The organism is Agrococcus lahaulensis DSM 17612, assembly GCF_000425105.1.
GTDB classification, from domain to species: domain Bacteria; phylum Actinomycetota; class Actinomycetes; order Actinomycetales; family Microbacteriaceae; genus Agrococcus; species Agrococcus lahaulensis.
The window spans coordinates 1-19,311 of the sequence record NZ_AULD01000017.1 but is presented as its reverse complement, the minus strand read 5'-3'; the positions used below and the strand labels follow the sequence as shown (position 1 = coordinate 19,311).

Annotated in this window: 19 protein-coding genes and 2 tRNA genes; 9 read left to right on the top strand and 12 right to left on the bottom strand. The window is 73.1% G+C overall.

Annotated features, from left to right (window positions below; all coding sequences use genetic code 11):
* Window positions 1-20: 20 nt before the first annotated feature.
* Together H508_RS15475 and H508_RS0108855 are read right to left on the bottom strand one after the other, a co-directional pair.
* Window positions 21-626 carry a helix-turn-helix domain-containing protein gene (locus H508_RS15475; protein WP_051223097.1) on the bottom strand — a complete coding sequence of 202 codons (606 nt, stop codon included), beginning with the start codon at window positions 624-626 and terminating at the stop codon, window positions 21-23.
* A 103-nt stretch (window positions 627-729) separates the two neighbouring features.
* The gene (locus H508_RS0108855) at window positions 730-1,521 is read right to left on the bottom strand and encodes a methyltransferase domain-containing protein (protein ID WP_026373800.1); all 792 of its coding nucleotides are present in this window, start codon (window positions 1,519-1,521) and stop codon (window positions 730-732) included.
* A gap of 51 nt (window positions 1,522-1,572) precedes the next feature.
* On the opposite strand from H508_RS0108855, the gene H508_RS0108850 reads away from it, so the two are divergent.
* Window positions 1,573-3,612: a M3 family metallopeptidase gene (locus tag H508_RS0108850; RefSeq protein WP_026373799.1), complete on the top strand. Its 2,040-nt coding sequence runs from the start codon at window positions 1,573-1,575 to the stop codon at window positions 3,610-3,612.
* A 31-nt stretch (window positions 3,613-3,643) separates the two neighbouring features.
* Here H508_RS0108850 and H508_RS0108845 read toward each other — a convergent pair whose 3' ends face one another.
* From H508_RS0108845 to clpX, 4 genes are read right to left on the bottom strand one after another with little or no spacing between them, the layout of a single operon-like run.
* Window positions 3,644-5,674, bottom strand: a complete 2,031-nt coding sequence (locus H508_RS0108845) for an iron ABC transporter permease (protein WP_026373798.1) — start codon at window positions 5,672-5,674, stop codon at window positions 3,644-3,646.
* The gene (locus H508_RS0108840; RefSeq protein WP_026373797.1) at window positions 5,671-6,657 is read right to left on the bottom strand and encodes an ABC transporter substrate-binding protein; all 987 of its coding nucleotides are present in this window, start codon (window positions 6,655-6,657) and stop codon (window positions 5,671-5,673) included. Before H508_RS0108840 ends, H508_RS0108845 begins: the two co-directional genes overlap by 4 nt.
* Window positions 6,658-6,698: 41 nt before the next feature.
* The gene (locus H508_RS0108835) at window positions 6,699-7,517 is read right to left on the bottom strand and encodes an ABC transporter ATP-binding protein (protein ID WP_084155250.1); all 819 of its coding nucleotides are present in this window, start codon (window positions 7,515-7,517) and stop codon (window positions 6,699-6,701) included.
* A 42-nt stretch (window positions 7,518-7,559) separates the two neighbouring features.
* Window positions 7,560-8,837: an ATP-dependent Clp protease ATP-binding subunit ClpX gene (gene clpX, locus H508_RS0108830; protein ID WP_026373795.1), complete on the bottom strand. Its 1,278-nt coding sequence runs from the start codon at window positions 8,835-8,837 to the stop codon at window positions 7,560-7,562.
* Window positions 8,838-8,978: 141 nt separating this feature from the next.
* On the opposite strand from clpX, the gene H508_RS15470 reads away from it, so the two are divergent.
* Window positions 8,979-9,623, top strand: a complete 645-nt coding sequence (locus tag H508_RS15470; protein ID WP_051223095.1) for a copper resistance CopC family protein — start codon at window positions 8,979-8,981, stop codon at window positions 9,621-9,623.
* A gap of 71 nt (window positions 9,624-9,694) precedes the next feature.
* On the opposite strand, the gene H508_RS0108820 is transcribed toward H508_RS15470, so the two are convergent.
* The 3 genes from H508_RS0108820 to tig form a co-directional block, all read right to left on the bottom strand.
* Window positions 9,695-10,360: an ATP-dependent Clp protease proteolytic subunit gene (locus tag H508_RS0108820; protein WP_026373794.1), complete on the bottom strand. Its 666-nt coding sequence runs from the start codon at window positions 10,358-10,360 to the stop codon at window positions 9,695-9,697.
* Entirely contained in the window at window positions 10,360-10,974 is a 615-nt protein-coding gene (locus H508_RS0108815) for an ATP-dependent Clp protease proteolytic subunit (protein WP_026373793.1), read from the bottom strand. Before H508_RS0108815 ends, H508_RS0108820 begins: the two co-directional genes overlap by 1 nt.
* A 122-nt stretch (window positions 10,975-11,096) precedes the next feature.
* Window positions 11,097-12,452: a trigger factor gene (tig, locus tag H508_RS0108810; protein ID WP_026373792.1), complete on the bottom strand. Its 1,356-nt coding sequence runs from the start codon at window positions 12,450-12,452 to the stop codon at window positions 11,097-11,099.
* A gap of 234 nt (window positions 12,453-12,686) precedes the next feature.
* Here tig and H508_RS15465 point away from each other — a divergent pair, with 234 nt between their 5' ends.
* Genes H508_RS15465 through H508_RS0108790 form a run of 4 tightly spaced genes read left to right on the top strand, consistent with a single transcriptional unit; the run spans window position 12,687 to window position 15,525 of the window.
* Window positions 12,687-13,553 (top strand): DMT family transporter, encoded by an 867-nt coding sequence (locus tag H508_RS15465; protein WP_211220858.1) that lies wholly within the window; start codon window positions 12,687-12,689, stop codon window positions 13,551-13,553.
* Between the two features lie 32 nt (window positions 13,554-13,585).
* The gene (locus H508_RS0108800; RefSeq protein WP_211220857.1) at window positions 13,586-13,930 is read left to right on the top strand and encodes a hypothetical protein; all 345 of its coding nucleotides are present in this window, start codon (window positions 13,586-13,588) and stop codon (window positions 13,928-13,930) included.
* Between the two features lie 19 nt (window positions 13,931-13,949).
* Window positions 13,950-14,648: an RraA family protein gene (locus H508_RS0108795; protein ID WP_026373790.1), complete on the top strand. Its 699-nt coding sequence runs from the start codon at window positions 13,950-13,952 to the stop codon at window positions 14,646-14,648.
* A 37-nt stretch (window positions 14,649-14,685) separates the two neighbouring features.
* The gene (locus tag H508_RS0108790; RefSeq protein WP_026373789.1) at window positions 14,686-15,525 is read left to right on the top strand and encodes a PhzF family phenazine biosynthesis protein; all 840 of its coding nucleotides are present in this window, start codon (window positions 14,686-14,688) and stop codon (window positions 15,523-15,525) included.
* Between the two features lie 7 nt (window positions 15,526-15,532).
* On the opposite strand, the gene H508_RS0108785 is transcribed toward H508_RS0108790, so the two are convergent.
* Both H508_RS0108785 and H508_RS0108780 read right to left on the bottom strand, forming a co-directional pair.
* The gene (locus tag H508_RS0108785) at window positions 15,533-16,363 is read right to left on the bottom strand and encodes a Rossmann-fold NAD(P)-binding domain-containing protein (RefSeq protein ID WP_026373788.1); all 831 of its coding nucleotides are present in this window, start codon (window positions 16,361-16,363) and stop codon (window positions 15,533-15,535) included.
* A 2-nt stretch (window positions 16,364-16,365) separates the two neighbouring features.
* A tRNA-Pro gene (locus H508_RS0108780) sits at window positions 16,366-16,440 on the bottom strand.
* 93 nt (window positions 16,441-16,533) lie between these two features.
* Between H508_RS0108780 and H508_RS0108775 the strand changes: the two genes are divergently transcribed.
* A complete protein-coding gene (locus H508_RS0108775) occupies window positions 16,534-17,019 on the top strand; it encodes a hypothetical protein (protein WP_026373787.1) in 486 nt (161 codons plus the stop codon).
* Here the strand turns inward: H508_RS0108775 and H508_RS0108770 are convergent.
* Complete coding sequence (locus H508_RS0108770; protein WP_035254642.1) at window positions 17,016-18,455, bottom strand: GH1 family beta-glucosidase; 1,440 nt, start codon at window positions 18,453-18,455, stop codon at window positions 17,016-17,018. The genes H508_RS0108775 and H508_RS0108770 overlap by 4 nt on opposite strands.
* A 78-nt stretch (window positions 18,456-18,533) precedes the next feature.
* Between H508_RS0108770 and H508_RS0108765 the strand changes: the two genes are divergently transcribed.
* Window positions 18,534-18,604, top strand: a tRNA-Gly gene (locus H508_RS0108765).
* A 237-nt stretch (window positions 18,605-18,841) separates the two neighbouring features.
* A partial coding sequence (locus H508_RS15460) for a hypothetical protein (protein WP_035254622.1) occupies window positions 18,842-19,311 on the top strand: 470 nt, incomplete at its 3' end.

The window sequence follows — 19,311 nt, the reverse complement described above, 5'->3', positions numbered from 1 at the left end:
TCGGGTGGTGGGCCTCCCGATCAGTCGATCGGGAAGGCGTTGAACTGGATCTGGATGCGGTGCACGGGGTCGCCCTCGTCACCGCTGTCTGCGGCCGCCGCGGCGAGGTGCTGGACGATCAGCCGCTCGACCTCGCGCGTCAAGCGGTGCAGCTCGCTCGCGCGGAGCGAGACCGAGCGGCTCGAGAGGCGCGACGCGTCGAGGATCGGCTCCTCGTAGCGCTCCTCCCCCGTCGCGACGAAGGCGGCGAGCAGCGCGCTGTCGTGCTGCGTCCACGCGCCGAGCACCGTCGCCGTGGCGGCGCGGCCCTCGGGGGCGTCGGCGAGCTCCTTCGTCCACACCTCGACGGGCGCGATCGAGCGGCGCCACCAGCGCTCGCGGCCGGTACCGATCGACGCGTCCTCCGCGATGAACCCCTTCGCCTCGAGCTGGCGGAGGTGGTAGCTCGTCGAGCCGGTCGACTCGCCGAGCGTCGCCGCGAGCGACGACGACGTCTGCGCGCCCTGCGTCGTCAGCACGTGCAGGATGCGCACGCGCAGCGGGTGGGCGAGGGCCTTGAGGGAATCGAGATCGACGGCCGGGGCCTCGCTCTCGCCGCCGGGACCGTCGACGGCGGCGTCGAGCATGCCTCCATACTACCCTTTGCAAAGAGCTCTTTGCAAGAGGAAGTCAGACACCTCGGCGGATGAGCGTGCCGCCACTCTGCGGGGCGGCGAAGCGCGGCGCGGGTCAGTCGCGGGCGATGATCCAGCCGTGCAGCATGGCCATCCAGCCGTCGTCGTCGGCCGTCCAGGCGCGCCAGGCGTCGGCGATCCGCTCGCGCTCCGCGGCGTCCGCGAGCCCGAAGCGCTCGGTGCCGTCGGCGAACGCGGAGTGCACCGCTCGCTCCGCCCACTGCCCGCCCCAGAACTCGCGGCCGCTCGCCGACTCGAAGCACCACTTCTCGACGTCGGTCTCGACGCTCGAGAAGCCGGCCTCGCGCGCCCACGCCTTGAGCTTCGCGCCCGCGTCGCCGTCGCCGCCGTTCGCGGCCTGCAGCGCGACGACGAGCTCGCGCCAGCGCGCGAGCTCCGGGGTGATCGGATGGATCACGGTCGACGAGTAGACGACGTCCCGTGCCGCGACGACCCGACCTGCGCGCCGCCACGCGGCGAGCGCCGAGACCGGCTCCCCGAGGTGCTGCAGCACCTGGTGGGCGTGCACGATGTCGAAGTCCGCACCCGGCGGCGCGTACGCATCCCCCACCCGGAACTCCACGTTGCCGACGCCGGCCTCCGCCGCTGCGCGCCGCGCGTGCTCGACGACCTCCGCGCTCGCATCGATGCCGACGACGAGCCCCGCCTCGCCGACGCGGCGCGCGAGATCGATCGTGATGGAGCCCGGCCCGCAGCCGACGTCGAGGATCCGCATGCCCGGCTCGAGGAGCGGCGCGAGGTAGGCGGCCGAGTTCTCGACGGTGCGAGCGGCGTGCGCGCCGACGACGCTCGCGTGATGGCCATGCGTGTAGGCAACCGGGGGCATGAGCACACTCTATGGCCGGGCGCGTGTCGCGTCCGCGCCTAGGGTGGTGGGATGACCAACCCCTTCCTGTCGCCCAGCGCGCTCCCGTACCAGCTGCCACCGTTCGCCGAGATCCGCGACGAGCACTTCGAGGAGGCGCTCGAGGCCGGCTTCGCCGAGCAGCTCGAGGAGGTCCGCGCGATCGTCGAGGACGACGCCGCGCCGACCTTCGAGAACACGATGGAGCCGCTCGAGCGCTCCGGCCAGACGCTCTCGCGCGTCGCGCACGTCTTCTTCAGCATGACGTCGACCGACTCGACGCCGTTCCTCGAGGAGCTCGAGGAGCGCTTCGCCCCGCGCTTCGCCGCGCACGAGGACGCCATCACGCTCGACCCGAGGCTCTACGCGCGCGTCGCGGCGCTGCACGAGGCGCCGGATGCGTCGTGGACGGACGAGCAGCGCTACCTCGTCGAGCGGCGCCACACCGAGATGACCGTCGCGGGCGCTGGCCTCGACGAAGCCGAGCGCGCGCGGCTCATGGAGCTCAACCAGCAGATCGCGACGCTCACGACGCGCTTCGACAAGCACCTGCAGGCCGACACGAACGACCTCGCGGTCGTGATCGACTCCGAGGCCGAGCTCGACGGGCTCAGCGACGGCGAGATCCAGGCGGCCGCGGCCGCCGCTGCCGAGCGCGGGCTCGACGGCAAGTGGCTCATCACCCTGCCGCTGTTCTCGGGCCACCCGTGGCTCGCGTCGCTCACCGACCGCGACGTCCGTCGCCGCGTGATGGAGGCATCCCTCGCCCGCGGGACGCGCGGCAACGAGCACGACAACCGCGAGACGGTCATCGAGCTCACGGCCCTCCGCGCCGAGCGCGCGGCGCTGCTCGGCTTCGCGACGCACGCGCACGCCGTCACCGCCGACGAGACCGCCGGCAGCCCCGACAACGTCATGGCGATGCTCACGCGGCTCGCCAAGCCCGCCGCCGCGAACGCGCGCGCCGAGGCCGCGGCGCTGCAGGCGCAGATCGACGCGGCCGGTGCGGGCTACCAGCTCGCCGCGTGGGACTGGGACTACTGGACCGAGAAGGAGCGCACCGCGCGCTTCGACATCGACACGGCGGCGCTGCGCCCCTACTTCGAGGCCGAGCGCGTGCTGCGCGACGGCGTCTTCTTCGCCGCGACGCAGGTCTACGGCATCACGTTCGAGGAGCGCGAGGACCTCGTCGGCTACCACCCCGACGTGCGGGTCTTCGAAGTGCGGAACGAGGACGGCTCCGAGCTCGGCCTCTACCTGCTCGACCTCTACACGCGCGACTCGAAGCGGGGCGGCGCTTGGATGAACTCCCTCATCCAGCAGAACGAGCTGCTCGGCCACCCGACCGTGGTGATGAACAACCTCAACGTGCCGAAGCCCCCGGCGGGCACGCCGACGCTGCTGACCTTCGACGAGACGACGACGCTCTTCCACGAGTTCGGGCACGCGCTGCACGGGCTGTTCGCGCACGTCACCTACCCCTCGCTCGGCGGCACGAACGTCTTCCGCGACTTCGTCGAGTTCCCGAGCCAGGTGAACGAGATGTGGATGCTGTGGCCCGGCATCGTCGAGCACTACGCGCGGCACATCGAGACCGACGAGCCGCTGCCCGCCGACGTCATCGAGCGACTGCAGGCATCGGAGTCGTTCAACCAGGGACACGACACGAGCGAGTACCTCGCGGCGGCGCTGCTCGACCAGGCGTGGCACGCGCGCGTCGCGGGCGACGAGGTGACGGATGTCGCGGCCTTCGAGCAGGACGCCCTCGACCGCGTGGGGCTGCTGAGCGAGACCGTGCCGACCCGCTACTCGACCGGCTACTTCCAGCACGTCTTCTCGGGCGGCTACTCGGCCGGCTACTACTCCTACATCTGGTCGGAGGTCATGGACGCCGACACCGTCGAGTGGTTCAAGCAGCAGCCCTCGATCCGCGAGGCAGGCCAGCGCTTCCGCGAGCGCCTGCTGGGCGTCGGCGGCTCGAAGGACCCGCTCGAGGCGTTCCGCGACTTCCGCGGCCGCGACGCCGACATCGCGCCGCTGCTCGCGCGTCGCGGCCTCGACGCCGCGGAGTAGCGCGGCCGGCGCTGCGGGGGGGGTCGGGGCGTCAGCGCGCCCGACCCGCCTGCAGCACGAGCCAGATGAAGTACGGGATGCCGACGAGCGCCGTCATGACTCCGGCCGGCAGCTGGGCGGGCGCGATGAGCGTGCGCCCGAGCGTGTCGGCGAGCAGGGTGAGCGAGCCGCCCAGGAGCGCCGCGAGCGGCAGCAGCACGCGGTGGCGGGCGCCGACGAGCGCGCGCGCCGCGTGCGGGGCGACGAGCCCGACGAACGCGACGACCCCGATGGCCGCGACGGCCGTCGAGGCGAGCACGACGGCGAGCACGAGCGCGACCACCTGCACCGCGGGCAGCCGCACGCCGAGCAGCCGCGGCGTCGACTCGTCGAGCTGCGCGAGGTCGAGGTCCCGGTGCATCCACACGAGCGCGAGCACCGCGACGGCGATCGCAGCCGCGACCGGCACGACGTCCTCGAAGCCGCGGCCGTAGGTGCTGCCCGCGAGCCAGACGATCGCCTTCGCGCGGTTGTAGGGGTCGGTGACGACGATGAGCATGCTCGTGAGCGCCGCCGTGCCCGCTGAGAGCGCGAGGCCGGTCAGCACGAGGCGGAGGCTGCCGAGCCGCTGCCAGCCGACGAGCGCGATCACGAGCGCGCCGACGGCCGCACCGCCCGTGAGCGCGCCGCCCGCGACGGCCCAGCCGACCGCGGCCGGCGCGAGCGTGATGACGCCGATCGCCCCGAGGCCCGCGCCGCCCGCGACGCCGAGCAGGTACGGGTCGGCGAGGGCGTTGCGGGCGATCGCCTGCACGAGCGCGCCGGAGAGCGCGAGCGCGATGCCGGCGAGCACCGCGGCGACGACGCGCGGCGTGCGCGTGTCGAGCGTCACCCGCACCGCATCGCCCGCTCTGCCGGCGACCCAGTTCGCGACGTCGCCGAGCAGCAGCATCCGGTCGCCGAGCAGCACGGCGCCCACGGCGAGCGCGGCGAGCAGGGCGCCCGCGACGACGAGCGGCAGCCACGCGCGCGCGGTGAGGGTGCGCGCGCCGAGCACCGTCATCGACTCGGTCTCGGCAGCGCCCGCCATCGAGCGCGCGAGGACGACGATGCAGACGGCGCCGACGAGGCTCGTCACGACGCCCGTGGGCACGTCCATCGAGCGGATGCCGCCGAGCGCGAAGCGCAGCAGCACGTCGGAGCCGACCACGAGCACCGCGCCGGCGAGCGCCGCGAGCGGGATCGCGACGACGTGCCGGGCGGCGCCCGGGAGCCGGGCCGCGAGGAGCCGCACGACGATCGGGGCGGCGAGCCCGACGAAGCCGATCGGCCCGGCGATCGCGACGGCGGCGGCCGCGAGCGCGACCGAGGCGACGAGCGTCGTCAGGCGGAGCCGGCCGACGCCCACGCCGATCGTCGTCGCGGCGTCCTCGCCGAGCGCGAGCACGTCGAGCCGGCGCGCGAGCAGCAGCAGCGCGGCGATGCCGAGCAGCACGACGGGCAGCAGCTGCGCGACGGTGCCGATCCCGTTCTGCGAGAGCCGGCCGACGCCCCACGCGTACAGTCCCGCGGTCTCCTGCTCGGCGAGGATGATCGCGACCGTCGAGACCGACTGGAGCGCGAGCGCGAGCGCGGTGCCGACGAGCACCATCTGCGTCGTCGATCCGCGGCCGCGGCCGATCGCGACGACGGCGAACGCCGCCACGATGCCGCCGCCGAAGGCGAGCGCGGCTCCGCCGAGGCCCGGCAGGCTCACGCCGAAGACGGCGGCGAGGGCGATCGCCGCTCCCGCGCCGCCGTTCACCGCGAGCGTGTCGGGCGAGGCGAGCGGATTGCCGGTGATCGTCTGCATCGCGTAGCCGGCCGCGCCGAGCGCGAGCCCGACGACGATCGCGGCGGCGATGCGCGGCAGCCGGCTCTCGAGGATCACGGCGCTGTCGTCGCGCTCCCCGCCGAGCCAGCCGAGCAGCTCGGGCACGCCGAGCTGGGTCGTCCCCTGCGTGACGTGCCAGGCCGCGAGGCCGAGGAGTGCGACGAGGAGGGCCGCGCCGAGCGCGAGCCCTCCCGGTCGGACCCGCGTCACGGCGTGGGCGAGAGCGACGCGAGCACCGCGTCGAGGTAGGCGCTCACGGAGTCGACGCCGCCGAAGAGCCAGATGCCGTCGGGCAGCCGGTGCACGCGGCCCGCCTCGACCGCGGGCAGGCTCGTCCAGATCGCGTTCGAGGCGAGCTGGTCGACGAACACGTCGCGGTCGCCGACGGTCATGTAGAGGATGTGCGACTCGGGGTCGAGCGCGGTGAGGCCCTCGACATCGGTGATGCCGAGCCCGTACTGCGGGTCGCCCTCCCCCGGCCAGCCGTTCTCGAAGCCGATCTCCTCGAACGCCGCGGGCAGCAGCGCACCGTCGGCGTAGGGCCGGATCTCGATCTGGCCGCCGTTCTCATAGCCGTCCATGTGCGCGAGGGGCGTGCCGGTCAGCCCGGCCTCCTCGACCTCGGCGGCGAGCTCGTCGACGTGCGCCTCGAACTCCTCGATCGCGGACTCGGCCGCCTCCGCCGTCCCCGTCGCCTCGGCGACGAGCCGCAGGTCGGCGAGCATCGTGCCGAGGGGGTCGGATGCGTCGGCCCCGGCGAGGACGAGGACAGGCGCGATGGCCTCGAGGTCGCCGTACGCGGCGTCGTCGCGGCCCGCGACGGCGACGATGAGGTCGGGTGCGAGCGCCGCGATCGAGTCCATCGAGGGCTCGGTGCGCGTGCCGACGTCGGTCGGCTCGCCCTCGAGCGGCGCACCGGTGCCGGCCCAGCTCTCGTAGCCCTCGACGTCGGCGACGCCGACGGGCGGGATGCCCACCGTCTGCAGGTGCTCGACGGCGACCCACTCGAGCGCGACGACGTCGGTGACGCCCGCGGGCACCTCGACCTCGACGCCGCGCGCGTCGGTCACGGTGACCGCCGAGCCCTCGGGCTCCGCGCCCTGGCTCGAGCCGGCCGGCTCGGTGGTGCCGCACGCGCTCAGGGCGAGCGCCGACAGCAGGGCGGCGCCGGCGAGCAGGGTTCGCTTGGACATGGGGGTCCTTCCTCGGGCGCTGCACCCGATGGGAGTGCGCGTCACGCGGCGCGCGACACGAGGGGCCGACGGCGGAGCCGCTGCGGCCGGATGCGCAAGCCCGAGGGATCGGGCTCGACGTCGATGGGCACCTCGTAGGCGGCGCTGAGGCGCTCGGCCGTCAGCACCTCCTCCGGGCTGCCGGTCGCGACGATCCGGCCGTGCACGAGCAGCACGACGTCGTCGGCGACCTCGGCGGCCTGCTCGAGGTCGTGCAGCACGATGCCGACCGCGACGCCGTCGTCGGCGAGGTCCCGCACGATCTCGAGGATCTCGCGCTGGTAGCGCACGTCGAGGAACGTCGTGGGCTCGTCGAGCAGCACGATGCCGGTCTCCTGGGCGAGGCACGTCGCGAGCCAGACGCGCTGGCGCTGCCCGCCGGAGAGCTGCGCGACCGGGTGGTCGGCGAGCCCGTCGATGCCGGTCGCCGCCATGGCGCGCTCGATCACCTCGGCGCCGCGGGGGTCGCCGGAGCGGAAGCGGCCGCGGTGCGCGAATCGGCCGTAGGCGACGACCTCGCGCACGCTCACGCCAGAGGGGTCGGGATGCGATTGCGCGAGCAGCGCGATGCGGCGGGCGAGCTCCCGCTCGGCGAGGCCCGAGGCGTCGGCACCGTCGGCGAAGAGCACGCGCCCCTCGCTCGGCCGGTGTAGCGCGGTGAGGCCGCGAAGCAGCGTCGACTTGCCGGAGCCGTTCGGGCCGACGAGCGCCGTCACGCGGCCCGGGGCGAGCGCGATCGACGCGGCGTGCACGATCGCCTCCCGCCCGTAGGCGAGGGTGACGTCGTCGGCGCGCAGCGCGCTGGGTCGGGTGAGGCTCACGAGGTAAGGGTAGCCTTACCTACCGTGCCGCCGCAACGAGGCTCAGGCGGAGAGCTCCTGGATGTCGTCAGCGGTGAGCACGATGGGCGCCTCGCCGCCCGCGACCGACTCGCGCGTCACGATGACGCGCTCGACGCCCTCGCGCGACGGCACGTCGAACATCACGGGCGCGAGCACCGTCTCGAGGATCGCGCGCAGACCGCGCGCGCCGGTCTTCCGCTCGACCGCCAGATCGGCGATCGCCTCGAGCGCCTCGGGCTCGAAGTCGAGCTTGACGCCGTCGAGCTCGAACATCCGCTGGTACTGCTTGACGAGCGCGTTGCGGGGCTCGGTGAGGATCTGCACGAGCGCGGCGCGGTCGAGCGGCGAGACCGTCGCGATGACGGGCAGCCGACCGATGAACTCGGGGATGAGGCCGAACTTGTGGAGGTCCTCCGGCAGCACGTCCTCGAAGACGTCGAGGTCGGGCTTGAGCGATGCGACGGGAGCGCCAAAGCCGATGCCCCGCTTGCCCGAGCGGTTCGCGATGATGTCCTCGAGCCCGGCGAACGCGCCCGCGACGATGAACAGCACGTTCGACGTGTCGATCTGGATGAACTCGGAGTTGGGGTGCTTGCGCCCGCCCTGCGGCGGCACCGACGCGACCGTGCCCTCGATGATCTTGAGCAGCGCCTGCTGCACGCCCTCACCCGACACGTCGCGCGTGATCGACGGGTTCTCGGCCTTGCGCGCGACCTTGTCGATCTCGTCGATGAAGATGATGCCGGTCTCGGCGCGCTTGACGTCGAAGTCGGCCGCCTGGATGAGCTTGAGCAGGATGTTCTCGACGTCCTCGCCGACGTAGCCCGCCTCGGTGAGCGACGTCGCGTCTGCGACGGCGAACGGCACGTTGAGCTGCTTTGCGAGCGTCGAGGCGAGGTAGGACTTGCCGCAGCCGGTCGGGCCGACCATCAGGATGTTCGACTTCTGGATCTCGACGCCGTCGCCCGCGGTGTCGGCCGACTCGAGCTGCTTCGCGGCGCCGATGCGCTTGTAGTGGTTGTAGACCGCGACCGCGAGCGACTGCTTCGCGCTCTGCTGGCCGACGACGTACTCCTCGAGGAAGTCGAAGATCTCGCGCGGCTTCGGCAGGGTGAAGCGCTCGGGCTGCGTGCCCTCGCCGGCCTCGGCGGCGCGCTCCTCGATGATCTCGTTGCACAGCTCGACGCACTCGTCGCAGATGTACACCGCGGGACCGGCGATGAGCTGCTGCACCTGCTTCTGGCTCTTGCCGCAGAAGGAGCACTTCAGCAGATCGCCGCTCTCTCCGAGTCGTGCCATCTTCGCCCTCCAGACGTGCTACCGGACGCGGCTCGCGCCCTGATGGAAGCCTAGAGCAGGCGGGTGACACGGTCGCCGACCACGCCGCGATCGGCCCGATCGGCCCGGCTCTGCGGCAGGGGCGCTCGATAGGCTGGAGGCATGCATGCCGCCCTCGCCGCGCTCGCGGCCGTCATCCTCCTGCCTGCCCACGCCGCCATGATCGGCTCGACGCCGAGCGACGGCGACACGGTCACCGAGCAGCCGGGCACCTTCAGCGTCGTGATGAACGAGGAGATCCTCTCGCTCGAGGGCGCGGACTCCGCCAACCGGCTGCAGCTGACGGATGCGCAGGGCCTCTTCTACGGCGACGGCTGCGTCGTCGTCGAGGGCGACACGATCTCGCTCGAGGCCGAGCTCGGCGAGGCGGGCGACTACTCGCTCGCCTACCAGGTCGTCTCGGCCGACGGCCACCCCGTCGACGGCACGGTGTCGTTCGCGTTCGAGCCCGCCGAGGGCGAGGCGGGCGCCGCCGGCTCCGAGACCGCGCCCATCTGCGGCGCCGCGCCCGCCGCGAGCGAGCCCGCGTCGACCTCGACGACCGAGCCCGAGGCATCCGTCGACCCCGACGAGGCGGCGCCCGGTCCGGTCGCGACCGACGACGCGACGCCGAGCGACGCCGTCGAGGGCGACGAGGGCGGCGACTTCCCGTTCATCGCGGTCGGCGTGCTCGCGCTGCTCGTCGTGCTCGCGGTCATCGCCTGGACGGTGAACCGCGGCTCCCGCCGCCGGCGCGACGAGGCGTGACCTCGCGCATCCCTCGCGCATGACGAAGGGCAGGCACTCCCGAGGGAGGCCGGCCCTTCGTCGCTCGAGCGTCAGCCGAGCAGCTGCGGCGCCGTCTTGCGGCTCGAGAGCACCTGGTCGATGAGGCCGTACTCGAGGGCCTCCTGCGCCGAGAGGAAGGTGTCGCGCTCGATGTCCTTCGAGACGCGCTCGACGTCGTGGTTCGAGTGCTTCGAGAGCGTCTCCTCGAGCCACTCGCGCATGCGGAGCACCTCGCGCGCCTGGATCTCGATGTCGGATGCCTGCCCGCGGCCCGCGTCGGACGTCGCGGGCTGGTGGATGAGGATGCGGGCGTTCGGCAGCGCGAGGCGCTTGCCGGGCTCGCCCGCCGCGAGCAGCACGGCCGCGGCGGAGGCCGCCTGGCCGAGGCACACCGTCTGCACGGCGGGCCGGATGTACTGCATCGTGTCGTAGATCGCCGTCATGGCCGTGAACGAGCCGCCGGGCGAGTTGATGTACATGACGATGTCGCGGTCGGGATCCTGCGACTCGAGCACGAGCAGCTGCGCCATGACGTCGTCGGCGGATGCGTCGTCGACCTGCACGCCGAGGAAGATGATGCGGTCCTCGAACAGCTTCGCGTAGGGGTCCTGGCGCTTGAAGCCGTAGGCGGTGCGCTCCTCGAAGCTCGGGAGGATGTAGCGCGAGCCGGGCATCTGGAGGGCGCTGCCGCCCGCCTGGAACGTGGGAGTCTCCATCAGTTGCCGCCCTCCTGGTCAGCGGTGCTGTCCTGGTCCGTGCCGCCGCCGCCCGTGACGTCGCTCGCCGACGCGCGGAGGTGGTCGACGAAGCCGTACTCGAGCGCCTCCTGCGCCGTGAACCAGCGGTCCCGGTCGCCGTCGGCGTTGATCTGCTCGACGGTCTTGCCCGTGCGCTCGGCCGTGATCTCGGCGAGCCGGCGCTTCATGTCGAGGATGAGCTGCGCCTGCGTCTGGATGTCGCTCGAGGTGCCGCCGAAGCCGCCGTGGGGCTGGTGCAGCAGCACGCGCGCGTTCGGCGTGATGTAGCGCTTGCCCGCGGTGCCGGCGGTGAGCAGCAGCTGGCCCATCGACGCCGCCATGCCGATGCCGACCGTGACGATGTCGTTCGGCACGAACTGCATCGTGTCGTAGATCGCCATGCCGGCCGTGATCGAGCCGCCGGGCGAGTTGATGTAGAGGTAGATGTCCTTGTTCGGGTCCTCTGCGGCGAGCAGCAGGATCTTCGCGCAGATCTCGTTCGCGTTCTCGTCGCGCACCTCCTGGCCGAGCCAGATGATGCGGTCGCGCAGCAGCCGGTCGAAGACCGACGGCGCGAGGACGGGTTCAGCCACGGGTGACTCCTTCTCTCGGTTGCTCTCCACACTAGGTGAGCGGGAGGGGCGCTCCTGCGCGTGTTCGCCGCAGGCGGAGGCAAGCGAGAGGGCCGGGCTCGCGCCCGGCCCTCTCGAGGCGCTCAGTCCTCCTGGTGCTGCGCCGCGAGCTTCTCCTCGGCCTCGCGGATCGCGCCCTCGACGTCGTCCTCGTCGACCTCCTCGGCCGGCGGCAGGAAGTCGGAGAGGTCGACCGTCTCGCCCTTGTCGTCGACGACCGTCACGCGACCGAGGAGCGTCGAGAGGGTCTTGCCGCGCAGGATGTCGCCGAGCAGCACCGGCAGCTGGCCGTTGGCCTCGAGCGCCTGCACGAGCTCCTGCGGCGCCATGCCGTACTGCGCGGCCTGCTGCACGATGATCTGGGTCAGCTCCTGCTGCGTGACCTGGAGGTTCGCCTCCTCGGCGAAGCGGTCGAAGAGCATCTGCTGCTTGAGGAGCTTGCGCGTCTCCTGGCGCACCTCCTCGCCGTGCTCCGTGTCGTCGGCGCGGTTCTCCGCCTCGAGGTGGCGCGTCACCTCGTCCTCGACGACGGCCGAGGGGACCTCGATCTCGACGGCCTCGACGAGCTCCTCCTGCAGGCGCTGGCGCGCCTGCTCGGCCTGGCCCATGCGGCGGCTGCGGGCGGCCTGCTCCTTGAGGTCGGCCTTGAGCTCCTCGATCGTGTCGAACGCGCTCGCCATCTGGGCGAAGTCGTCGTCGGCCTCGGGCAGCTCGCGCTCCTTGACGGCGTCGACGGTGACGGTGACCTCGGCGTCCTTGCCGGCGTGGTCGCCGCCGACGAGCTTCGAGGTGAAGGTGGTCTCCTCGCCCGCGGTGAGCGAGTCGACGGCCTCGTCGATGCCGTCGATGAGCTCGCCCGAGCCGACCTCGTAGGAGATGCCGTTGGCGGTGTCGACGACCTCGCCGTCGATCGTCGCGGTGAGGTCGAGGGTGACGAAGTCGCCCTTCGCGGCGGGGCGGTCGACCGTGACGAGCGTGCCGAAGCGGCTGCGCAGCGCGTCGAGCTCCTCCTGCACGGCGTCGTCGCCGATCTCGATCGCGTCGACCGTGATGGTGCGGCCGTCGACCTCGGGCAGGTCGAAGTCGGGGCGCACGTCGACCTCGATCTCGAGCACGAGGTCGCCCGAGAAGTCCTTGAGCTCGGGCCACGCGGTGACGTCGGCCTGCGGGCGGCCGAGGGGGCGGATGCCGGCTTCGGCGACGCCCTGGCGGTAGAAGTCGTCGATCGACTCGGAGACGGCCTGGTTGAGGATCTCCTCGCGACCGATGCGCTGGTCGATGATCGCCGCGGGGACCTTGCCCTTGCGGAAGCCGGGGACGCTGATCTGCTCGGCGACGGCCTTGTAGGCGCTGTCGATCGCGGGGCGCAGCTCCTCGGGCTCGACCGCGATGGTCAGCTTGGTGCGCGTGTTCTCGATCTTCTCGACCGTGGTCTTCACGGGGTGGTCTCCTGAGGTTGGTGGTTGTGCGGCACGAGGGCCAGCGGTGCGTAGGCACGCGGGATCCGCCGCGTGCGGGCGGACCATCGTCCGAGTCTAACCGGCCGCGCCGCCGATCGGCCCAACCGGTGTTCGCCCGCGACGAACCGGCCTGCGATACTCGGCGGATGCGCCTCCTGCCCCAGTCCGCTGCCTGATGGCGCAGCCGGGGCGCCTCGGCGCGCCGCGATCACCGTGGCGTCGATCGGGCTCATCGTCACCTGGAGCTCCGGCTTCGTGGGCGCCGAGCTCGCGGCTCGCGCGGGCGGCGAGCCCATCACGGTGCTCGCGTGGCGCTTCGTCGTGCTCGCGGGCATCCTCGTCGCGGCGATGCTCGTGCTTCGTCGCCGCTGGCCGGGGCGAGCGAGCTGGCTGCGGCAGGGCACCGTCGCGGTGCTCAACCAGGCGGCGTACCTGCTGCTCATCTTCGAGGGCGTGCGCGCGGGCGTCGACGGCGGCACGGCGGCGCTCATCGCGGCGCTCCAGCCGATGCTCGTCGCGACGATCGCCGGTCGCTTCCTCGGCGAGCGGGCGAACGGATGGATGTGGCTCGGCATGGCGGTCGGACTCGGCGGCGTCGCGCTCGTCGTCTCGGGCGCGCTCGGCGGCACCGGCGCGCCGCTGTGGGCGTACGCCCTGCCGCTCGCCGCGGTCATCTGCCTCGGCACCGGCACGGTGCTGCAGCGCCGCTGGCACATGCACGACGACCTGCTGCAGACGCTCACGATGCACTCGATCGTCGCGGGCGCGGTGTTCATGGCCGTCGCGCTCCTGCGCGGGCACGCCGCTCCCCCGGCGACGGGCGAGATCTGGTTCGCGGTGCTGTGGCTCGTGGTGCTCTCGAGCCTCGGCGGCTACGTGCTCTACGTGACGGTGACGCGCTCCCACGGGGCGACGTTCGTGAGCACGATGCTCTACCTCACGCCGCCGACGACGATGCTGTGGGTGTGGCTCATCTTCGGCGTGCCGATCACGCCGCTCGGCGTCGCCGGGCTCGTCGTGGCCGCCGCCGGCGTCGCCATCGTGCTCACCGCCCAGCGCCGCGGGCGCGCGCGGCCGTAGGGACGCATCCGACCCGTGCCGAGAGGAGGTCGATGATGGAGGAGCAGCTGCCCGCGGGCGTCTGCTTGCACTGCCGCCGCCCGCCGCGGAGCACGCGGCCGTGCGTGATCGAGGGCGGGCACGGCGAGCCGCCGGTCGGCGAATGGCCGTGGCACCACCGGGAGGACTGGAGCGACGCCGAGCTCGCCGAGCTGGGGCTCACCCCCTGGCGCTGGCCGCTGCACCGCCGCACGATGCTCGCCGACCTGCGCTGGGCGCAGCTCGAGTCCGACTGCGAGCGCCACGGGCACGAGGTCATCGAGGAGGATGGGTACGTGCTGTGCGATCACTGCCACCACCCGCTCGTGTGGGTGGCCACCGAGGACGAGGCACGCTGAGCGAGACGGAGGAGAGACCATGCAGGAGCTCCGGGCGATCTACCGCGACCTCTCCACGGCCCACGTTGCGGATGCGTGCATGCGCGTGGGCGTGCCGGTGCGGTGCGCGCCGAGCGGTCTGCACCCCGTGCTGCCCGGCGCGCACGTCGTCGGACGCGCGCTCCCCGCGCAGCACAGCGGCAGCGTCGACGTCTTCCTCGAGGCGCTCGAGCACGCGGTGCCCGGCGACGTGCTCGTCGTCGACGACGGCGGCCGCGCAGACCGCGCGTGCGTCGGCGACCTCGTCGCGCTCGAGGCGGCGCGCGCCGGCCTCGCCGGCATCGTCATCTGGGGGCTGCACCGCGACACCCGCGAGCTGTGCGAGATCGGCCTGCCCGTGCTGAGCCTCGGCACCTCGCCGAGCGGTCCGGCGAGCGTCGAGCCGCAGCCGCCCGACGCGCTCGAGGTCGCCCGGCTCGGCGAGCACGCGGTGACGCGCGACGACCTCGTGCTCGCCGACGACGACGGCGCGATCCTCGTGCCGCTCGCGCGCGCGAGCGACGTCGCCGAGGCCGCCGCGAGCATCCGCGACACGGAGCGCCGCCAGGCCGCCGCCATGCGCGCCGGGACGAGCCTGCGCGAGCAGGTGCGGTTCCGCGACTACCTCGACGCCCGCCGCGACCGCGGCATCGGCTTCCGCGAGCACCTCCGCGACGTGGGCGGCGCGATCGAGGAGTGAGCCGACGCATCCGACGACGTCCGATGAAGGAGAGAGCATGACCCGCCTGTGCCGCTTCGCCCAGGTCGACGTCTTCGGGGCCGAGCCCTACCTCGGCAATCCCGTCGCCGTCGTGCTCGATGCCGAGGGCATCGACGACGCGGCGATGCAGCGCATCGCCCGCTGGACGAACCTGTCGGAGACGACGTTCGTGCTGCCGCCGACGACTCCGGAGGCCGACTACCGCCTGCGCATCTTCACGCCGGGCGGCGAGCTGCCCTTCGCGGGGCACCCGACGCTCGGCTCCGCGCACGCGTGGCTCGAGCACGGCGGCGTTCCTCAGCGCGACGACCGCATCGTGCAGGAGTGCGAAGCTGGCCTCGTCGAGCTGCGGCAGGGCGACGCGCTCGCGTTCGCCGCTCCCCCGATGCGTCGCACGGGCGAGCTCGATCCGGGGCACCTCGCGCGCATCGTCGATGCGTTCGGCATCCCGCCCGAGCGCGTCGTCGCGCACCAGTGGGTCGACAACGGGCCGGGCTGGTGCGTGCTGCAGCTCGGCTCGGCGCAGGAGGTGCTCGACCTCGAGCCCGACCTCTCGCGCATCCCCGACGCGATGGTGGGTGCGATCGGCGCCTACCCGCCGGGCTCGGAGCACGCCTTCGAGCTGCGCTCGTTCGCACCCGGGATCGGCGTCACCGAGGATCCCGTGTGCGGCAGCCAGAACGCCTCGGTCGCGCAGTGGCTCACGAGCACCGGCGCGGCCGAGCGCTCCTACTCCGTCTCGCAGGGCCGCCGGCTCGGACGCGCCGGCTCGATCGCGATCGAGGCGGATGCGGACGGCACCGTCTGGGTGGGCGGCGCGACGATCACGTGCTTCTCGGGGATGGCGATCGCCTGATTGCGCCTCAGCGCTCGAGCAGGGCGCGGTAGCCGTCCTCGAAGGACGGGTAGCGCAGGGCGCCGAGCAGCGCCGCGAGGCGGTCGCCGCGCAGCACGGTGCCGCTCGGCACGGCCGGCTCGATCGGCGGAGGCGGCGGGACGCCGAGCGCGTCGGCGATCCACGTCACGACGTCGCCGAGCGGCGCTGGGCGGGCGTCGACGGCGTGCAGGAGGCGCGGCGGCTCGGGCTCGCGGAGCATCGCCTCGAGCGCGCGCACGAGATCGGTCTCGTGGATGCGGTTGGTGCGCCGCGCGTACTGCACGGGCACGCCGTCGCGCACCTTGCGCACGAGCATGTCGCGGCCGGGGCCGTAGATCCCGGCAGGGCGCACGACGTGCGCGTCGAGGCGGTCGATCGCGAGCCGCTCGCCGTCGAGGAGCGCCGTCGAGCGCGCGGAGGCCGGCGCGGGCCCGTCCGACTCCGACAGCGGCGAGGGACCGCCGCGGCCCTCGAGCACGCGCGTCGACGAGACGAGCACGACGCGGCGCGGCACGGCCGGCAGCGCATCCGCGACGTGCCGGAGCGATCGCACGTACGCCGAGTCCGGGCCGCCGTCGTCGGGAGGCAGCGTGATGACCATCGCGTCGACCTCGGGGATCAGCGAGCGGGGCACCGGTTCGCGCAGATCGATCGAGACCCGTGCGAAGGCGTCGGGCAGCGCATCCGTCTCTCGGCGCAGCCCGAGCACCTCGCCACCGCCAGCCGCGAGCCGCAGCCCGAGGCGCGTGCCGAGCTTGCCGCAGCCGACGAGCAGCGTCCGCTGCGGCTGTGCCGCCGTCCCGCTGTGCGCCCGCATCGTCGGGGCGACAGGATTCGAACCTGCGACCTCCCGCCCCCAAAGCGGGCGCTCTAGCCAAGCTGAGCTACGCCCCGTAGGGATCGCTCCCGTACGGCGGCGATTCTATCCGGGTGCGCGCACGTCGCCCGCGGCGCCCGCCGCGTGCGGCTGTGCGGCATGCTGGCGGTGTGACGCAGCACGAGGCCGCCGGCGATGGGATGCTCCGCGCGCGATACGGCCGGCGCGACCCGGCGGCGAACGAGTTCACCGCGGGCGACATCGCCTTCGGCTGGGTCGTCGGCGTCGGCGCGGTGCTCGCGGGCTCGTTCGTGTTCGGCGCCGTGCTGGCCGCCGCGGTGCTGCCGATCGCCCTGCTCTACGGCGCGATCATCGGTCTGCCGGCCCTGACGCTCTACGGCGTCCCGGTCGCACTCGCGGCGGCGACCGCGCTGCGCCGCGCGCCGAGCGAGTGGGTCCACCACGCGGTCTTCGGCGTGCTCGGTGCGCTCGGCGGCGCGCTCGCCGTCGCGATCTTCGCGAACGGCGACCCGAACTGGAGCGTGCTGTTCGCGCCCGGGATCATCACCGGCGCGGCGAGCGCCGTCCTCGCGCGCGGGCTGGCGAAGCGCCGCGCGCTCCGCACGCGCGGCGCCGAGCCCGCGGCCGCGGGCTAGAGCGTCCGCTCGCGGATCATCCGCGAGAGCTCGCGACCCGAGTCCTTCACGGTGCGCTCCTGCGTCTCGTAGTCGACCCGCACGATGCCGAAGCGCTTGTGGTAGCCCCACGCCCACTCGTAGTTGTCCATGAGCGACCAGTACATGAAGCCCTTGACGGGCACGCCCGCCTCGACCGCGTCGAGCACGGCGCTGACGTGCGATCGGAGGAACTCGGTGCGCTCGGAGTCGTGGATGCGTGCCTCGCCCGTGGACGCATCCGTCACCACCTCGTCGTCGTAGGCCGCGCCGTTCTCGGTCACCCAGAGCTCGACGCCCTTCGCGCCCGTGTACTCGTCGTGCAGGTGGCGGAGGAGCTTCGTGAGCCCGGCGGGGTTGACCTCCCAGCCCATGTTGGTCGTGGGCACGCCGCGCGGATGCGCCTGCACGCCCTCGGCGGCCGGGTACGGGCTCGCGATGGGCCGGTCGGTCGGCGCGTCCTGCAGCAGCGGAACCGCCGGCGCCTCGTAGGAGACGGCGTCGTCGTGGTAGTAGTTGACGCCCAGCACGTCGATCGGCGCGGCGATGGTCGCGAGGTCGCCCTCCTGCACGACTGCGTCGAGGCCGAGCGGGCCGACGTCGCGCACGAGCGACTCGGGGTACTCGCCCGTCATGATCGGGTGCACGAAGAAGCGGTTGTACTGGTCGTTGAGGCGCCGCGCGGCCTCGAGGTCGGATGCGCTGGTCGGGTCGACCGGCTCGGCCGGCTGGAAGTTGAGGGTGATGCCGACGCGCTCGGCTCCCGCCTCCCGGAGCGCGCCGACCGCCATGCCGTGGGCGAGCAGCAGGTGGTGGGCGGCCTGCAGACCCGCCTCGACGCTCTGCCGACCGGGCGCGTGCGCGCCGGCCGTGTAGGAGAGGAACGACGAGCACCACGGCTCGTTGAGCGTCGTCCAGTTCTGCACGCGGTCGCCGAGCGCCTCGTGCACGGTCAGCGCGTAGTCGACGAAGCGGTGCGCGGTGTCGCGGCTCGTCCAGCCGCCCTGATCCTCGAGCGCTTGGGGCAGGTCCCAGTGGTAGAGCGTGAGCCACGGCATGATGTCGGCCGCGAGCAGCTCGTCGACGAGCCGCGAGTAGAAGTCGAGGCCCTTCGGGTTGGGCTCCCCGCCGTCGGGCCGCACGCGCGCCCAGCTCGTCGAGAAGCGGTAGACCTGCAGGCCGAGGTCGCGCATGAGCGCGACGTCCTCGGGCATGCGGTGGTAGTGGTCGCACGCGACGTCGCCGTTGTGGCCGTCGATGACGGCACCCGGCACGCGCGCGAACGCGTCCCAGATGCTCGCGGTGCGCCCGTCCTCGAAGGCGGCGCCCTCGATCTGGAAGGCGGCCGTCGCCGCGCCGAGGATGAAGTCGTCAGGGATGCTTCGCTGCACGGTCTCGAGCGTAGCCGGGCGGCGCATGCGCGGACGCCGCACCGGCGGAGCGAGCGGATGCGGTAGATTCGACGCGTCCCGAGGCGCACGTCGCGCTCGGGGCGCGCGGGCGTAGCTCAATGGTAGAGCCTCAGTCTTCCAAACTGATTACGCGGGTTCGATTCCCGTCGCCCGCTCCGCTTCTCGCCGCTGAGTCACTCCCTCCGCCCGCTGAGCCGCTCCTCGCGCCACCTCCTCCGCTCGCTGAGCCGCTCCGCGCGCGACCTCCTGCGCCCGCTGAGCCGCTCCGCGCGCGCAGCGCGCAGAGCGTGTCGAAGCGCACCCGTGACTTGCGTCTGACCGGCAGAAACGGGTTCTCCACAGCCCGCCTCTCGGCCCGCTCGCGTGTCAGTGGCCCATGGTGGAATGCCCGCATGGATGAGTGGTCGGGCATCGATGCGGAGGAGTACATCGCGTCGATCCGGGCGGGCGCGATCGACCCGCACGGCCGCACCGCGGACGAGCTCGAGGAGGAGCTCGCCGCCTACGACCGCGACTGGTCGGAGCGGCTCGCGCTGCTGAGCGACGCGGAGGTCGAGGAGGTCATCGCCGGCCGCATGGAGGTGCCGCCGCTGCCGGGCACGGTGCCGGCCGCTGAGCGTCCCGAGTCGGTGCGCCGGCAGGAGGCGCTGGCCGGCCGGATCCGCGCGATCGAGCAGCGCCGGGCGCGGCTCGAGGCCGAGCACCGCGAGGTCCTCGCGGCCGAGCTGCAGCACTTGCGCGATGCGGGCGGCGACGTCGGCATGGCGGTCAAGGAGAGCGCGTCGATCCTTGCCGCGGAGCTGCGGCTCTCGGACCGTGCCATGGAGCGCAGGCTCGTCGAGGCGTGGACGACCGTCACCGA

Bases quoted from the DNA above. Each gene is read 5' to 3' on its own strand.
- H508_RS15475 (WP_051223097.1), bottom strand. From the start codon at position 626: ATGCTCGACGCCGCCGTCGACGGTCCCGGCGGCGAGAGCGAGGCCCCG.
- H508_RS0108855 (WP_026373800.1), bottom strand. From the start codon at position 1,521: ATGCCCCCGGTTGCCTACACGCATGGCCATCACGCGAGCGTCGTCGGC.
- H508_RS0108850 (WP_026373799.1), top strand. From the start codon at position 1,573: ATGACCAACCCCTTCCTGTCGCCCAGCGCGCTCCCGTACCAGCTGCCA.
- H508_RS0108840 (WP_026373797.1), bottom strand. From the start codon at position 6,657: ATGTCCAAGCGAACCCTGCTCGCCGGCGCCGCCCTGCTGTCGGCGCTC.
- clpX (WP_026373795.1), bottom strand. From the start codon at position 8,837: ATGGCACGACTCGGAGAGAGCGGCGATCTGCTGAAGTGCTCCTTCTGC.
- H508_RS15470 (WP_051223095.1), top strand. From the start codon at position 8,979: ATGCATGCCGCCCTCGCCGCGCTCGCGGCCGTCATCCTCCTGCCTGCC.
- H508_RS0108820 (WP_026373794.1), bottom strand. From the start codon at position 10,360: ATGGAGACTCCCACGTTCCAGGCGGGCGGCAGCGCCCTCCAGATGCCC.
- H508_RS0108800 (WP_211220857.1), top strand. From the start codon at position 13,586: ATGATGGAGGAGCAGCTGCCCGCGGGCGTCTGCTTGCACTGCCGCCGC.
- H508_RS0108795 (WP_026373790.1), top strand. From the start codon at position 13,950: ATGCAGGAGCTCCGGGCGATCTACCGCGACCTCTCCACGGCCCACGTT.
- H508_RS0108790 (WP_026373789.1), top strand. From the start codon at position 14,686: ATGACCCGCCTGTGCCGCTTCGCCCAGGTCGACGTCTTCGGGGCCGAG.
- H508_RS0108785 (WP_026373788.1), bottom strand. From the start codon at position 16,363: ATGCGGGCGCACAGCGGGACGGCGGCACAGCCGCAGCGGACGCTGCTC.
- H508_RS0108770 (WP_035254642.1), bottom strand. From the start codon at position 18,455: ATGCGCCGCCCGGCTACGCTCGAGACCGTGCAGCGAAGCATCCCTGAC.